The organism is Fibrobacter sp. UWB15, from assembly GCF_900177705.1.
GTDB lineage: Bacteria > Fibrobacterota > Fibrobacteria > Fibrobacterales > Fibrobacteraceae > Fibrobacter.
In genome coordinates this window covers 37,355-53,591 of the sequence record NZ_FXBA01000003.1, presented here as the reverse complement: position 1 = coordinate 53,591, position 16,237 = coordinate 37,355, and the positions used below count along the sequence as shown (strand labels likewise).

The 16,237-nt window shown below is 51.7% G+C and carries 16 protein-coding genes; 14 read left to right on the top strand and 2 right to left on the bottom strand.

The features are described 5' to 3' along the window. The first annotated feature begins 37 nt into the window (after positions 1-37). The 11 genes from hemB (at position 38) to B9Y58_RS06425 (ending at position 10,137) form a co-directional block, all read left to right on the top strand. Positions 38-1,009 (top strand): porphobilinogen synthase, encoded by a 972-nt coding sequence (hemB, locus tag B9Y58_RS06475; RefSeq protein ID WP_085534839.1) that lies wholly within the window; start codon positions 38-40, stop codon positions 1,007-1,009. 177 nt (positions 1,010-1,186) lie between these two features. Continuing rightward, entirely contained in the window at positions 1,187-1,570 is a 384-nt protein-coding gene (locus tag B9Y58_RS06470) for a hypothetical protein (protein ID WP_144066149.1), read from the top strand. A gap of 74 nt (positions 1,571-1,644) precedes the next feature. Beyond that, a complete protein-coding gene (gene hemL / locus B9Y58_RS06465) occupies positions 1,645-2,931 on the top strand; it encodes a glutamate-1-semialdehyde 2,1-aminomutase (protein ID WP_085534837.1) in 1,287 nt (428 codons plus the stop codon). A gap of 70 nt (positions 2,932-3,001) precedes the next feature. Further along, entirely contained in the window at positions 3,002-3,994 is a 993-nt protein-coding gene (gene nirJ2, locus B9Y58_RS06460; protein ID WP_073055120.1) for a putative heme d1 biosynthesis radical SAM protein NirJ2, read from the top strand. Between the two features lie 135 nt (positions 3,995-4,129). Continuing rightward, entirely contained in the window at positions 4,130-4,624 is a 495-nt protein-coding gene (tadA, locus tag B9Y58_RS06455; RefSeq protein WP_073055122.1) for a tRNA adenosine(34) deaminase TadA, read from the top strand. A gap of 15 nt (positions 4,625-4,639) precedes the next feature. Next, a complete protein-coding gene (locus tag B9Y58_RS06450) occupies positions 4,640-5,470 on the top strand; it encodes a hypothetical protein (RefSeq protein ID WP_073055124.1) in 831 nt (276 codons plus the stop codon). After that, positions 5,467-6,192, top strand: a complete 726-nt coding sequence (locus B9Y58_RS06445) for a right-handed parallel beta-helix repeat-containing protein (protein WP_233247870.1) — start codon at positions 5,467-5,469, stop codon at positions 6,190-6,192. Before B9Y58_RS06450 ends, B9Y58_RS06445 begins: the two co-directional genes overlap by 4 nt. 10 nt (positions 6,193-6,202) lie before the next feature. Continuing rightward, a complete protein-coding gene (locus B9Y58_RS06440) occupies positions 6,203-7,099 on the top strand; it encodes a hypothetical protein (protein ID WP_085534836.1) in 897 nt (298 codons plus the stop codon). Next, complete coding sequence (locus B9Y58_RS06435; protein ID WP_085534835.1) at positions 7,096-8,835, top strand: fimbrial protein; 1,740 nt, start codon at positions 7,096-7,098, stop codon at positions 8,833-8,835. Before B9Y58_RS06440 ends, B9Y58_RS06435 begins: the two co-directional genes overlap by 4 nt. A 2-nt stretch (positions 8,836-8,837) precedes the next feature. Beyond that, the gene (locus B9Y58_RS06430) at positions 8,838-9,473 is read left to right on the top strand and encodes an OmpA/MotB family protein (protein ID WP_073055130.1); all 636 of its coding nucleotides are present in this window, start codon (positions 8,838-8,840) and stop codon (positions 9,471-9,473) included. A 7-nt stretch (positions 9,474-9,480) separates the two neighbouring features. Next, positions 9,481-10,137 (top strand): hypothetical protein, encoded by a 657-nt coding sequence (locus B9Y58_RS06425; RefSeq protein ID WP_085534834.1) that lies wholly within the window; start codon positions 9,481-9,483, stop codon positions 10,135-10,137. Positions 10,138-10,230: 93 nt separating this feature from the next. On the opposite strand, the gene B9Y58_RS06420 is transcribed toward B9Y58_RS06425, so the two are convergent. Then, positions 10,231-11,481 (bottom strand): hypothetical protein, encoded by a 1,251-nt coding sequence (locus B9Y58_RS06420; protein WP_085534833.1) that lies wholly within the window; start codon positions 11,479-11,481, stop codon positions 10,231-10,233. A 3-nt stretch (positions 11,482-11,484) separates the two neighbouring features. Next, positions 11,485-12,873, bottom strand: a complete 1,389-nt coding sequence (locus B9Y58_RS06415; RefSeq protein WP_073055136.1) for a hypothetical protein — start codon at positions 12,871-12,873, stop codon at positions 11,485-11,487. 151 nt (positions 12,874-13,024) lie between these two features. On the opposite strand from B9Y58_RS06415, the gene B9Y58_RS06410 reads away from it, so the two are divergent. From B9Y58_RS06410 to lysS, 3 genes are all read left to right on the top strand, one after another. Continuing rightward, positions 13,025-13,801, top strand: a complete 777-nt coding sequence (locus B9Y58_RS06410) for a YkgJ family cysteine cluster protein (protein ID WP_073055137.1) — start codon at positions 13,025-13,027, stop codon at positions 13,799-13,801. A 2-nt stretch (positions 13,802-13,803) separates the two neighbouring features. Then, a complete protein-coding gene (locus tag B9Y58_RS06405) occupies positions 13,804-14,601 on the top strand; it encodes a SprT-like domain-containing protein (protein ID WP_233247869.1) in 798 nt (265 codons plus the stop codon). 121 nt (positions 14,602-14,722) lie between these two features. Further along, positions 14,723-16,228, top strand: a complete 1,506-nt coding sequence (gene lysS, locus B9Y58_RS06400) for a lysine--tRNA ligase (protein ID WP_073055141.1) — start codon at positions 14,723-14,725, stop codon at positions 16,226-16,228. Positions 16,229-16,237 lie beyond the last annotated feature (9 nt).

Sequence of the window (16,237 nt, the reverse complement as noted above, 5' to 3'; positions counted from 1 at the left end):
TTTTTTTTATATTGTAGGTGAAATAAGGAACTAAGCAATGATTATCCGTCCACGTCGTTTACGCAAGAATGCAACTATCCGCAACATGGTGGCAGAAACCGCCGTGAATCCCGATTCCCTCGTTTACCCGATGTTCGTGGTCGAAGGGGAGAATGTCAAAGAAGAAATTCCTTCGATGCCGAACCAGTACCGCTTTAGCATCGATGAAATCTTGAAGGAACTGGAAAGCTGCGTGGCAGTGGGCGTCAAGTCCATTTTGCTTTTTGGCATTCCTAGCTACAAGGACGAAATGGCAACGTCTGCTTATGACGATGACGGAATCGTGCAACGTGCGGTTCGCTCGATCAAGGCGAAGTTCCCGGAACTGTATGTGATTACCGATGTGTGCCTTTGCGAATATATGAGTCACGGTCACTGCGGTATTGTCAAGGAAGACGGCGATGTCGATAACGACCCGACGCTTGAACTTTTGGCAAAGACGGCGCTTACGCATGCCGAAGCGGGTGCCGATATGGTAGCGCCCTCCGATATGATGGATGGTCGTGTGGCGGCAATCCGCGCAAAACTTGATGAAAACGGATACCAGAATTTGCCGATTATGGCTTACAGCGCGAAGTTTGCGAGTGCCTACTACGGCCCGTTCCGCGATGCGGCGGATTCCGCACCGCATTTTGGCGATCGCAAGAGTTACCAGATGGATGTTCGCAATGGTCGCGAAGCCTTGCACGAAGTGGAACTTGACTTGGAAGAAGGTGCCGATATCGTGATGGTTAAGCCCGGGCTTGCCTTCCTCGATGTTTTGCGTGAGACTGCTGAATTGAGCAGTGTGCCTGTGGCCGTTTATAATGTCAGTGGCGAGTATTCCATGGTAAAGGCTGCTGCTCAACAGGGGTGGATCAACGAAGAGGCGATTATCCGCGAAAACTTGATTGCCTTCAAGCGAGCCGGAGCCGATATCATTATCACTTACCATGCAAAAGAAGCGCTTGAAAAAGGCCTTTTGAAGTAGAATTTAACGTAAGTCGTTGTTCTGTAATAGTTTACACTAAAATTTCATAATAAATGATGCAAGTTACAAAAAACTTTTTTTGTAACTTGTATGTTTTTTATTGACTTTGTAAAAAAAAGTATTATATTTGTAGGGCGTTTTAATAAAAACGTACATAAAAGTTAAATGGAGAATAAAATGAAAAAACTGATGATTGTTGCCGCTTTCGGCGCTGCCGCTGTCCTCACTGCTTGCGGTGATGATTCCTCTTCTAACGCTTCTGGTTCTTCCAAGACTCAGCTCGACGGCAAGGCCGTTGTTTCTTGTGACGTGGTTAGGAACATTGCTGGTGTTGAAAGCCACTCTTGCCATGCTATCGCCGCTGATGACGCTGGCGTTGATGCATTCTTGGCCAAGTGCGGCGCTAACAACGAATTCGACAAGGCTGTCTATACTCCGGGTCAGGGTTGCACGGGAGCCTTGCTCGCTTGCGATACGCCGGCTGGTGGCCAGGTGGAATACTTCTACGATGATGCTTCCGCCCATGTTGGTTGCGAAATGGCTAGCCCGCACGCATTCTAATCAAAGCTAAATTACATTCGTGTATTTTTCTGAGGAAATCCAGCTTTCGGGCTGGATTTTCTATTTTTGGTGGCATGAACCATTCTTTAAGCGAAAAACTTTTTGCAGAAGCCAAGGGCCTGATGCCCGGTGGCGTGAATAGTCCTGTACGTGCCTATGGTAATGTGGGGGCGACTCCTCCGTTTATCAAGCGTGCCAAGGGCAGCCACATTTACGATGTCGATGGCAACGATTACATTGATTACGTGGGCAGCTGGGGTCCCATGCTTTTGGGACATGCTCATGATGCCGTCATCAAGGCGGTGGCCGAAACGGCCCAGAATGGTCTCAGTTTTGGCGCTCCCTGCGGGCTGGAATCGGAACTTGCGAAACTCGTGATGGAGCTTGTGCCGAGTGTCGAGATGATCCGTATGGTGAACAGTGGTACCGAAGCGACCATGAGTGCCATCCGTGCGGCGCGTGGTTTCACGGGCCGCGATAAGATTGTCAAGTTTGAAGGTTGCTACCACGGCCATAGCGATAGCTTGCTGATTAAGGCGGGCTCGGGAATGCTTACCACGGGTAAGCCGAGCAGCAAAGGCGTGCCGGCGGACCTTGCTAAATACACGCTGACGCTGCAATACAATGACGTGGCCGGCGTCCGTGAATTGTTCGATAAAATTGGTGACGAAATTGCGGGCGTCATTGTAGAACCCGTGGCCGGGAATATGGGCGTGGTGCCCGCGAAGAGAGAATTCTTGAAGACGCTTTCCGAAGAAACCAAGAAACATGGCGCACTCTTGATTGTAGACGAAGTCATGACCGGTTTCCGCGTAGACATTCACTGCGCACAGGGCTTGTACGGCATCAAACCGGACCTGACGACTTTTGGTAAGATTATCGGTGGCGGCATGCCGGTGGGCGCTTATGGTGGTCGCTTGGATGTCATGCAGCAGATTGCGCCGCTTGGCGGAATTTACCAGGCGGGTACGCTTTCAGGTAACCCAGTCGCGATGGCCTCGGGGCTTGCCACGATGCGTGAACTGAAGACTCACCCTGAATATTACAAGCATGCCGAAGCGATGACGACACGCCTGATTGAAGGACTTAAAGACGCCGCAAAGACGGCGGGAATTCCGCTTGCGACAAATCAGGTGGGCTCCATGGGCTGCATCTTCTTTACCGAAGGCCCCGTGACATGCTTTGCCGATGTGCAAAAGTCCGACTTGGATTTGTTCCGCCGCTACTTCCTTGGAATGCTTGACGAAGGTATATACCTCGCTCCGAGCCAGTTCGAGGCAATCTTTGTGAGTGCCGCCCATACCGAAGCTGATATTGACCGCACCGTGGAAGCGGCCCGTAAGGTTTTCAAGGCCCTGTAATTTCTATATTAAGACTCCATTGCGAAGACCCGTAGGCGATACGGCAATCCGGTGATAAAGAGGTTTTTAAATGATTGTATCTTGGATGACCACCAACAAGTGTAACCTGACCTGCAAGCACTGCTACCAGGACGCGGGCGAGAACAAGGCTGCAGAACTCACGACGCCGGAGGCCCTCAAGCTGATTGACGAAATCGCGAAGGCGGGGTTCAAGATTATGATCTTTAGCGGTGGCGAACCCATGACCCGCCCGGACATTGTGGAACTTGTCGCGCATGCCTCGAGCAAGGGGCTACGCCCGGTGTTCGGCACCAACGGCACGCTCATTACGCACGACCTGGCCTTTGAACTCAAGAAGGCGGGCGCGATGGCGATGGGCATCAGCATCGACAGTATCGACCCCAAGCGCCATAATGATTTCCGCGGGCTCCCGAACGCCTTCGAACTCACGATGATGGGCATCGAGAACTGCAAGGCGGCGGGCCTCCCGTTCCAAATCCACACGACCATCATGGACTGGAACCAGAACGAGATTTTCGACATCATGGACTGGGTCAAGGAAATCGGTGCGGTAAACCACCAGATTTTCTTCTTGATTCCCGTGGGTCGCGGCAAGGAAATTGAAGGTCACGCCCTGCGCGTTGCCGAATACGAGGGCCTGCTCCGCAAGATTATGGAAAAGAGCCGCACGCTCGGAATCCCCGTCAAACCCACATGTGCCCCGCAGTTCCTGCGCATCGCAGACCAATTGGATATCAAGACGCGCTACAGTCGCGGCTGCCTTGCGGGCATTGACTACTGCATCGTGAGTCCCATCGGTAAGGTGCGCCCCTGCGCCTACATGATGGAAGAAGCGGGCGATGTTCACGACACGCCGTTCGACGAAATCTGGGCGAACGCCGAGGTGTTCAAGAAACTCCGCACCAAGGCGTACTCCGGTGCCTGCGGCAAGTGCAAGTTCAACGACCGCTGCGGCGGTTGCCGCGCCCGTGCCGCTTACTATCATGACGGCGACTACATGCAAGAAGACTCCTACTGCGCCTACGGAAGAGGAATTAAGTAGACAGTGGTTAAGTAAACAGGGCGGCTTCGCCGCAATTATAAAAACTTCCTAATTCCGAATATCTACTGTCTACTTCCTACTGCCTACTTCCTACTAACCACTAACCACCAACCACTAACCACTAACCACTTATCCATGGATAACACGAACGACGACGAAAAATTCATGCGCATGGCGCTCCGCGAAGCCGAAAAGGCTTTCGATGAGAAGGAAATCCCTATCGGTTGCGTTATCGTGAAAGATGGGGTTGTTATCGGTAAGGGTCACAATCAGATTGAGATGCTCAAGGACGCCACCGCCCATGCAGAAATCCTTTCGATTGGAACGGCGGCGAGTCATCTTGAAAACTGGCGTCTAGACGGATGTACTTTGTATGTAACGCTCGAACCCTGCCCGATGTGCGCCGGTGCCATTCTCAACAGCCGAATCAGCCGTGTGGTCTATGGTTCCCCGGATACCCGTTTTGGCGGTTGCGGCACCACAATCGACGTTATTTCGAACAACGCACTCAAACGTGAAGTCGAAGTGGTCGGGGGGCTCCTTGCTGACGAATGTCTGGGCCTTTTGAAGGCTTTTTTCCAGAAAATGCGCCTTGAAAAAGGCGATTCTGGGAATAAGGGAATTAGTTAATACTATATTCTAGACATGAATTTCTTTAAGTTTTTTACGGGCTCTGTAGCCCTATTCGCTCTTTGTGCTTGCGACGGGAATGAATTCACTATCTCGTTCAACACCCAAAATGTTCAACAGCAAACCTATTTCCTCGAATCTTCCTTGAACGCAATCCTTCCGACGACGGATTCTGTGTCCGGAACGCCCGAAGCGATGAATACGCACCTCAATGTCCGTGCGACCAATTCGCTTTTGACCGCGTATGACGATGGTTCAGCCAAGTTCCAGCTCAAAATTGATTCGGTGGACTACAAGTCCGACAAACGCACGGTCGAAGAATTCAGCAGCATGGAACGCTACATGTCTACGGAACATTTCCAGTTCAAAATGGCTAAAGATGGTGATATCCGCGATGCCGTCATCGAAGATTCCGTGATGCTCGGGACTGAGGCCCTGGATTTGATTCGCATCTTCCTCAAGGTGCAGCCCCTTTTGCCGGGCAAGCCGGTTAAACTGGGTGAAACTTGGGACCGTTCTGTGGAAATCCCGGGCAATTCGGGTAAGACCGTGGTGTACAAGTCCTTTACCCTAGAAGACCATTATGTTCATGACGGAATCCAGATGGCAAAAATCGGTATGAACCTGAAGTACAGGGAACTGGCCGACTCGACTTCTGACCTGCGTATGGAAAGCAAGGGCTTTATCGTAGGCTCGGGCAGCATACTCTTCGATATGACGAATGGTGTGATTTCGAGCGTGAAGATGGAATTGACCGGCGATCTCAGTGTAAACGATATCGTTGCTGACAATGTGATTCCTGACATGCATGTGATCCAGAAAATTAAACTGAGGAGTGAAATTTGATTCTAGGCTTAAAAAAATGGTCGGGGTTAGCCTTAACGACGCTCCTGTTTGCGTATAACGCCGTTGCGGGGGAGATGCCTTTCCCGCCGATTGAAAACGGCAAGGTGAAACTGGTGGTGGCGGATAGCCCTTACCTGTTGGAACAGGGTGCCGTATTTTCGGCAAAAGATACTTTGGAAATCGAACCGGGTGTAACGGTTCTCATGGGTGAATACGCAAAGCTCATGTTCCGCGGTTCAGTAAAGATTATCGGTACCGAGGCCGCCCCCGTGGTCTTCAGGAGTGCCGACTCCATCAAGAGCTGGAACGGCGTGCACTTCGTGTCTGCCAACCGCCCCTTTGAAATCAAGAACCTGATTATCGAAAACGCCTTCCGCAATACGGTGTTCCGTTCCAAGGGTATTTTCGAAAACGTGAAGTTCGTGAACAACTACTACGGCCTTTGGATTGACGACGTGCCCGAAGTATTCCTGGCCCGTTGTGAATTCCTGCGCAACCGCTTTGCCCTTTCCATTCGAGCAGGACAGGTGGTTGCCGCCGATACCAAGATCAACGATAACGTTTATGGTCTTTACCTGGAACCGGGCGGAAAGTTCGATGGCGACAGGGCTTTGATCAAAGACAACCTTGAAGCCGACGTGCGCAACGAAGCCGAAGAACTTGCGTCTCAAGGCAAGCGCGTGAACAGGAACATCTGGCACCGTATCGAGACCTCTTTCTAAGGGAACTTTCGTGCAAGAGTCCTTTCGCAGATCCATTCGCAAGATGACGGACAGCAGTGTCCGTCTTTCGGTGCGCCCGAACCGTTCTACTATGATGGCGACGCTTTCGCAGTCCATGATGGTGACGTGGTCGATTGTGCTGCACGAGCATTTGGATGCCATGCTGAACGACCCTGCAGTAAACGTGGGAACCACGGAACTGATTTCTTACAGCGAAACGGCGTGGAAGTTAGCAGATTCCAGCTTCCCGCAGATCAAGGCCGATGCGAACAAGCTCTACGACGAATTCCGTACCAAGTGGATGCAGCGCTTTTCGACTGACGAAGTGATGCGTCTGCTTTTGGAAGGCGGTGACTTCTTGCATCATGACGAAGAAAAGGGCTGGGCTCTGACGGTCAAGAACAACAAGCAAGATATTAACGCTTTTTATTCGGCGACAATTCACCTGCTGGTGAGCGACGCCGAACCGTTGTTCGTCCGCATGCACGGGCGCGTGATGCAGCTGCAGGAAAAGTTGTGCAAGTACTGGCTTTCCGAAAGCGCCGTGGATGCGGTATCCAAACTGCTTCCCAGTTTGGAAGCGTCGCTCCGCGATAAGGAAAACGCCCTGGTGGTATCTCTGCGCAGCTCGCTGAACGCCTTGGCTAAAAAGCGCTTTGCCGCTGCATTCAACACCAAGAGCCCTGCGCATTACTACAGCTCGGCAGCCTCTTGCGCACGCAACGTGGGCCGTTACTGGAATCCGCACTACGCTTACGAAAACGGCTTCTTGGCTTTTACGGATGATTTTTGTGATTACGCTCGCGGCTTAACCCTTCAGATTATTGAATGGTACCAGAGCAAGTGGGCGTTATTCTTGCGCGGGTTCTCCCGCGGTCAATTGAATCTATTTGAGGTGAAAACATGAAAAATTCATTCCATGTCATTTTAGCTCTTACCATTGTGGGACTTTTGGCCTTGGTGATTGCCGCTTGCTATTTCGGCGCACCGCTCTTTGGCTGGATTATCATGGCGGCAATCTTTGCTGTATTTGTCGGCGAACAGGTGGTTGCCCTCAAGACGGTGAAGCAAATTGCTGCCGAAACCGAAATCTTGGAAACTTGCAGAAAGCGCGGTGGCTATGTCAGTGGCGACGGCGTTGTCGCGAAGCGTGTGGCTTTGGCTCAGAACTTGATTTCCAAGAACATTCGCCTCGATTCTTCGATGGCCTACGAAGTGCTTTCTAACAGTGTCTCTATCGCGGTTCCCAAGAGTGCCGGCGGTACGGTGATTCTACTTGGCTTGATGGGTACGTTCTTTGGTCTTATGTATTCTGTGGCGACGGCCGGTGGTGCCATCGATAACTCGACGACGCAGGGCACGCTCGATACGATTCAGCTCTTGTTCCAGAATATGAAGGGTATTTTCGGCACGAGCCTTTGCGGCTTGTTTGCCGCCTTGATTTTGAACGCTAGCCGCAACATGATGGTGTCTGCTCGTGAAGATTTCGTGGCGGAACTGGACACCTTGACCTTGGACTTGCAGGGCGCTGCAAATGGCGAAAGCGATGAAGCGCAAGCCCAGACGGAACTCGAACGCCTGTTTGATTCTGTCGAAAAAAATTTGTCTGTCGTCGCCTCTTCTGTAAAGGAAGGCCTTTCGGGTGTTGTCTCGATGGTGGGCGACGAACTTTCTGCCATGACGACGAAACTAAACGAATCGCTTGCCAATGTTTCTCAGAACATGAACAAGGCTGTCGAAAACTTGGGCCCCTCAGTCAAGGATTCTTTGTCGGGGGCATTCACCCCGATGGAACAGAACATCAAGACGCTTTCTGCTTCTGTGGAATCGATTCCGTCTAAACTCGATGAAAAGTTGAACGGTATTTCTACGACGCTCAAGAACTCTCTCGAAGGCGTTTCGAACAATGTGGAAACGGCTCTTTCGAAGGTGGCTTCCGATGTGAAGTCTGGCCTCGATGGCGTTGCTTCTGCAACGGAATCGGCCATGACCGATTCGACGAAAAATATTGCTGCTGCCGTGGCCGATCAGGTCAAGCAGTCCGACGAACAGTGGAAATCCTTCATGGAACGCCTTTCTGCCGAAACGCTCAAAAACGTGGACAGCCAGAAAGAAGGCCTCGAAACCCTCAAGAACGTTGCCTTGCAGGTGGCCGAAAAGGCTCAGGCCGGTTCTGCCGAACTCAGCAATTCTGTTGCCGAAAAGCTTTCTGCTCTTTCTTCGGATATTCTCGGCGCCTTCCAGAAACTTTCGGAAACTTCTTCCGTGCTGCTTGAAGCTCAGAAGGCTCTCACCGAAAGCATTGACAACCGCGTGGTCAAGGAAAAGGAAGCAACCGACGCCCTGGGCGGCAATATCGTGGAAACCGCGGAACTCATGCGCGTGAACCAGTCCGAACTCAGCGCGAACCTCGAAATGCTGCGTGCCGGCCTCGAAACGATTCTCGAAAAGCTCTCTGGCGATACCGCCGAACGCGACGAAGAAGAAAGCTTTGTGGAACACCTCAACCAGTCTCTGGAGGCCTTCCACGAACGCGCCAGCGAAGTGCTTATGGAAAACGCCGTCAAGACGCAGGAAATCTTGCTTGAAGTTTTGGAACAGACTCAACGTTCTGCCGTTCAGCAGCCTAAGGTCGAGGGCTAAGCATGCGCTTCAAGAAAGACGAAAACAGCAATCCTTGGATGGCGTACACGGACTTGGGTGTTGCCCTGGTTTCGTTGTTCATCCTCGCGTTTGTGGCCATGGCAACCCTTAAGGAACAGAAGGCCGAAGACCTGACGCGTACCGAAGAAGAAGTGCTCAGCTGCCAGGAACAGATGCGAAAAATTGCGGCTGAACGCAACGCGCTTTTGTCCAAGAGCCTGCAGACTTCTATCGAGGCGGGGCTCATTGCTCTCGAAGACGGCAAGATTCAGATTCAGGCTTCGTTCTTATTTCCGATTAACGGTGCAGACCTTACCAAAGAAGGTGAGGGCGTGATTCGTGGCATTAGCAAGGGTCTTCTGGAAGCCCTTGATTCTACCGACGTGATTATGGTGAGTGGCTTTACCGACGATACTCCGGTGAAATCCAAGACTTACACCAACTGGAACCTTTCTACTGAACGCGCGGTGAACGTGGTCAAGACGCTCATCGCTCAAGGGTTTCCGCCCGATAGGCTCTTTGCTGCAGGCTTTGGCGAACACATGCCCAAGTATCCTAACGATAGCGAAGAACACCGCCGCCTGAACCGCCGTGTAGAAATCGGCGTCACCCCGCTGCAGAAGACGACTCAGGAGTAGGGTTTCGATGCAAGAACGCTTGGATACCATCCGCCAGAATATCGATGCAATCCGCAAGAGCGGAAAACTTTCGCATTGGCGTATGGTCTATGCCGAAAACCTGCTGAACCGTGCCGGAGAATATCTGGCGGTCGATAGGCTCCCTGAAGCGAACATGGTGGCCGATAAATTGGAACGTTGGATCAAGACGCATACGCCGCGTGTCGATTCGTCTGAACGATTCTCCGAAAACCCCATGGTTTTCTGGAATGCTGAAATGCTTTTGGGCATGTCTGCCAAGCTTAAGCAGACGCTTCTGGAAAAACGTCAGTTGGTGCCGTCGACGGAACGCGATTCGACGATCCGTCGCCTGACCCTAGTAGAAGGCTGGATTCGTGAAGGTCAGCTGCTGCAGGCTCATGATGAACTTTTGGCGCTCCGTACCGCCCTTATTGCCCGCTTAAGGCGAAGCTTCCGCGCGCGTCTCGTGGCGACCGACCTTTATCGTGGAACGGCATCGGTGCCGGCCGGTAGCTTGGTGGGGCCGTACAACGCCCTCCATACGCTCGAAGAAACCTTCCACGTGGTGGGCGAGCGTGATCCTATATGGGTCGAAGACTTCCTCGAAATCTATAACGACTTGTTCCGCGTGGTAGAACGCCTCGTTCCGCAAGACAAAAAGTGACACGTAGTGTCATCCTGACCCTGAACTTGTTTCAGGGGAAGGATCTAAAAAAAGAGCTCCCGAAGGAGCTCTTTTAAACTTTGGCGGGTCAAATTAGAATCCGATACTCAGCTGGCCCATGTAAATACGTTCTTCGTCCTGGCCGGTGTAGTAACCGAGTTCTTCAGCCCAGGTAGCGAATTCAACCGTAATGAAACGCAGGGCTTCGATGGCGAAACCGGCAGAGGGGTAGCCGCCCTTGAAACCGCCCGAAAGACGCAGGGCGAGCATGCGGATTTCGTTGTTGTAGCCCGGCCAGGCGAGCAAGTTCTGTTCTACTTCGAGACCCATGTTCAAGTGAGAGAATACCTTATAGTTTCTTTCGTTGTTGAATGCATCGGCGTAGTCGCAAGCGATATTGAACTTACGGGCGTAACCGGTGTTCTTGTTGAAGAATCGGGGGCTGTAGTTGAAACCAGCCGTGAGGTTCGGCGTAATCTTGTCACCGGCGAGTTCCTTGAAGTACACGTCGCGCAGCGACATACCGACTCTGAATTCGCGAGTCAGCTGGTAGAGCACGCCCATATCGATACCGGCAGAAACAGATTCAAAATCGAAAATGTTGTCGGTGACGTCGTGGTAGCGGTCTTCAAGAGTATCTTGCAGGGCGTCGTAGTTCAACACGTCTACGGTAATCATTTCGACCTTCTGGCGCTTGGCCATCTTGACGCCCAAACCGACAGACAGGTTGTTGGTGAATCCGTAAGAAAAACCGGCCTGGGCCACACCGTCCACGTAGAAGGTGTCAATAGCGAGGAAGGGGAGCACAAGGCCTCCGTCCAGGTAAGGTGCGACGTTACCGTCTACCCAAATTGCACCGCCGAATCCGTGGAACGCCATTTCGGCATCCATCTTGATTTTCATGGTCAGGTATTTGTGGTCGTAATTGTTCAGCTTGTGAATCAGTTCCGGGTGAGTGGCGAGCGTATCCATCAAAACATTGGATTGGCTAAGGCCCAGGGCCTCAGCAGTATTTCTTGCATTCTTGTAAATTTTCTGCAAGTCCCTAGCCACGCTGTAAGTTGAGAAGTAGGTTTCGAACGGACCGGCTCCGCCCAAGTTCAGGCGCATGTCGCCCAAAAAATTGCGGGGGTAGTAACCTTGTTCCGGGCGCTTTTCGTAGTTACCCAGGCGGTTAATCTGGCTCAAACCGGCGTAGTTGAAGTAGATTGCTTCTTTGTCGTCTACAAGGGCCACGTGGGCGTTACCCATGGCTTCGGCACGCAGGGAATGGTGGGTCGGAGCTTTAGCTGCATACGTGGCGACAGCAAGTACAAAAATCAAGAAAAACAGAATCTTTTTCATCGCTTACTTCCTCCCTTCGAACCACTGCATAAAGCGTTTTTCGTCGTAGTTTGCCCAGCAACCTCCAATGTACTGCTTTCTGAACGCCAGGTCGTATTGGATATTGTTGATGTCCTTATCCTTGGCGATAGCGTGCTTGTAGGCGTTGTATTCTTCGGGGGGCAGACCCTGCGGGTTGAAGGTCAGGCCTGTTGCAAAGACCAGTCGGTGGTTGTTGTTGCTTACGCGGTCCTGATACTTGGGGTAGACGAAAGCCCATTCGGTTTCGAGTTCGTCCCGGTTGTCTGCGACAGTCTTGCCGTTCATGTCGATATCGACGGTTTCGTACTTTTCGTTCGGATTGACCCTGCTGATAACACGGAGGTCCCTGATTGCAGTCTTTCCTGCGGTAACGTTTTTAAGGATCATGTCGTTATCGTATTCAATCTTGTTGGTCTTGTCGCTCACGTCCTCGTCGATTTCTCCATCGCCGTCGTTGTCTTCGCCGTCGTAGAGTTCTTCGTCAACGCAGCCGTCGCCGTCGTCATCGATAATGTCGCTGTAGCCGAACTGGCCGATAATGATATTCAATGTTTTGGTTTGCTGGTCTTCGTTATCCTTGGCCTTGTCGGTTTCTTGGGCCAGAGCGCCGCACATGCTGCTCACGGCAGAATGCTGTGCTTCTTCTTTAAGGTTGTCGAAGCCCTGCAGGTAGCTGTCGAACATCTTGGTCATGCTTTCGGGGCTTTCTTCGCAGGTCTTGAAGACGGCGTTGAAAGATTCCACGGTTTCTGCCGGATCGTTCTTGATGTTGTTCAAGACGCTGGCCATGTCGCAGGAATTTTGCTGGCCCTTCTGCAGCGAACAGCCTTCCATACTCTGGGTCGTTTTTCGCAGTACCAGCATGGTTTTCATCATCTGGAGAATCATGTAGCCTTCAGAAATAGTCTTGTAGGTGATCACGCTGTCGGTTTTGCCAGCCTTGTCGCGTTCGATAAACTGGTTTGCAATGGCGTTCACGGAATCAATGGCATCTTGAAGTTGGACTGCAATGGCATCGGACATGCCCGAGAAGGGCACCTTGGAGTCGCGGCTTGCGTTCACGTAAGAAAGCAACGAGAACACGTTGGTTTCTTGGGTGGTGTTCAGCTTGCGGTTCAAGATGGCCTTCATGAGGCCGAACCAAGCTTGAGAATAGCTGGAGTCGGCCACAATTGCTTTGTTGAAATAGTATTCTGCGTTAGAATATTCGTTATCACGAATTTTCTTGTAGCCTTCGTAGGTAAGCGCCTGGGCATCGTCGTCTTTGATGTTGATGCTTTCGGTGGGGTTAAAAATGTTGCATCCGGCTATACTCAACGAGAGGACAAGTGCCGAAGCCCATAAGAACTTGGATTGAAGTACGTTTCTCATTACACTATTCCCATTTTCCTAAAAGATAACATTATTCTTACAAAAAGAATTTCTCAATCTGTTTTTTTTGTAGTTTTTTGAAAATCTTGTGATATTTGTGGCTTTTTTTTGATGTTTTTTCGGATATTGGTAAAATATCTATCTTTGTTGTATGGAATCTTATCGAGAGTATTTTCCGACAAAGGCGTTTCGCTTGGCCGAAATGCGCCTGGCAAGCCTTTTGAGGGCGGAAAGAGATCGCCTGGATGCCGTTGCGGCGACCATGGGCCGAGAATCGGCGATAGGTCCTGATAATTTACTCGAAGAACTCCCTAAAATCAAGGAATTTACGCGAGAATACCACCGGCTTTTTTCGGAGTATTTAGACGCGGTTTTGCCGCAACAGCCGCGCCCAATCCAGTGTAGACCTGCTTGCGGAAATTGCTGCCACCATTACCCCATGTCGGTAGAACCCTTTGAATTGTTGACTCTGTATTGCGACCTACGGGGGCGGAATGACTTGCTCGATATTATGGAGGCCTGCCAGGTAAGGTCGTCGCTGTTCGGCAAATTTTTTGAGGCGAGACGTGCCGAGGGTGCAGTGCCTGACCAGATGGATTTGGACGATTACGCCGAAGACAAGGCCCTGCATGACTATTTTAGCGCCTGGAACCCGTGCCCGTTTTCGGACAAAAAAGGCGATTGCACGGTGTATCCGTTGCGTCCGGTGTCTTGCCGCATGTATTTTAGCGAGACAGACCCCAAGTTCTGTACGCCGGAGCATTTGCAAACTCCCGAAAACGATAGCTATATTGTGTATTTGCCGGACAGCATCGAAGATGCGGTGTACGGGATTTCGGAACATTTTACCCTTTTGGATTTGCCGGAAAGCTATTTTGGCGGACTTTTGGCAGTAAACCGTTTCGAAGGCCTGATTGGCGGAAACTGAGAATGAATTTGTTTGGAATGCAGTTAGACCTGTTCGGGAATAATTCCGATGTTCCCAAGGAACCGGCAAAGCCGAAAGTACCGGCTTCGGTTTCGCAGAATGGGCTGGTGCATTTCAAGTACAATACGCAACTCAAGAAGAGCATCCGTTGCAAGGGGGGAGTGCTGTTTGGCCATCCCGAAGTAATTTTGCCTGCCTACATGAAGGACCCCGAGTTTGCGCCGGCGCGTGAACTTGCCGCCGAATGGGCGGAACACGCCATCAAACGCAAGACGGTGAAAAATAAGGCGATTATCAAGGACCTGGTAAGCCGCTTTTGGACGCTGGTAGAACAGATTCTTGCAGACCGTGGCGATGAGTCGCTTTCGAGTAAGGGGCGCCTTCCGCCTATAAAGCCGCAGGGCAAGTACCATAACTTGAACGATGTGCTTGCCGCAATCAACAGTACGTATTTTGAAGATAAATTAACTTGTCGTATCACGTGGAGTAATCGCATAGGCGGGCTCAGCTTCCATTCGGTCCGTCAGGACCCTGTGACCGGCGAAGAATTCCACCTGATTAGCATCAGCAAGGGCTACGATGCCGCCAACTGCCCGGAGTATGCCGTGGCCGGTGTGGTGTATCATGAATGCTTGCATATTGCGATTCCAGTTGAAATCAAGAACGGCCGCCGCATTGTGCATGGCCGCAACTTTAGACGTCGCGAACGCCAGTACATCTATTACGACGAATGGATCCACTGGCACAATCACGTGCTTCCGCTGAATATCCGCAAGATGCGGAGACACGCAGAATTGTAATGCAGTAGACGGTAGACAGTAGGCAGTAGACAGTAATTGGCGCTGAGTCCTTCCTACTTCCTACTTCCTACTTCCTACATTTTTCTACATTTAGCGCCGTAAAATTAACAAGGACCAAATTATGGCAATGCAAGATATGAATGACCAGGTTCAGGCACGCCTCGCGAAGCTTGAAAAGTTCAAGGAAATGGGTGTGGAGGCTTATCCGCACAAGTTCAACCGTACGCACGATTCCAAAGTTTTGAAAGAAAACAAGGCTGCCCTGATGGCGTCTGGTGAAGAAGTTGCTTTTGCTGGCCGAGTGGTTCGCTTCAACCGCAAGGGAAAGATGTGCTTTATGCACCTGAAGGACCGTTATGGCCGCCTCCAGGTGGTGGTGGCCCGCGACGAGGTGGGCGAAGAAAACTATGAAATCGTGAAGATGACCGACCTCGGTGACTTTATTGGCGTAAACGGTTTCATGTTCGAAACCCAGACGGGCGAATACTCCGTGCACGTGAAGAAGGTGACCATGCTTTCGAAGGCTGTGCGCCCGCTTCCGGTCGCTAAGGAAAAGGTGGACGAAAACGGCAACAAGGTCGTGTTCAACGAATTTGCCGACGTGGATACCCGCTACCGTCAGCGTTACATTGACATGGCCTTGAACGACGACGTGAAGGACGTGTTCATCAAGCGTTTCAAGATTCTGCAGGCTATCCGCGAATACCTCATTGAAAAGGGATTCATCGAGGTCGAGACCCCGACGCTGCAACCGATTTACGGCGGTGCAAACGCTCGTCCGTTCACCACGCACCACAACGCTTGCGACATGACGCTGTACCTGCGCGTGGCTCCGGAACTCTACCTCAAGCGCTGCATCGTGGGCGGCATGGAAAAGGTTTTCGAATTCTCCAAGAACTTCCGTAACGAAGGCATGGACCGCACCCATAGCCCGGAATTCACCGGCCTCGAATTCTATGAAGCCTACGCCGACTACAACGACATGATGGTGCACTTCGAAAACATCTACGAACGCGCCTGCATTGCCGCGAACGGCACCACCAAGATTGACTACCAGGGGAAGGTTATCGACTTCAAGGCTCCGTGGCCCCGTTACAGCATGATCGAAGCCATCGAAAAGTTCGGCGGTCTCAAGGTCAATGACATGAGCGACGACGAGATCAAGGCCAAGATGGAAGAACTCGGCGGACACCTGGATGGTGAATTCAGCCGCGGCCGCGGTATCCTCGAACTGTTCGAGCTCACCGTGGAAGACAAGCTCATCCAGCCGACCTTCATCAAGGACATGCCCACCGAAAGCACGCCGCTCTGCAAGAAGCACCGCACCATCGAAGGGCTCATCGAACAGTTCGAGCCCTACGCTAACGGCTGGGAGCTGGGCAACGCCTATACCGAACTGAACGACCCCATCCGTCAGCGTGAGCTCCTGGAAGACCAGGTGCGCCGCGGCCGCGGTGGCGAAGGCGAAACGCACCCGATGGATGAAAACTTCATGCACGCTATCGAATCTGGCCTGCCTCCTACCGGCGGCGTGGGATTCGGCATCGACCGCATGGTCATGCTCCTCACGAACCAGCAGACCATCCGCGACGTGCAGCTCTTCCCGCTGATGAAACCCGAAGCGTAGCTTCGCAGT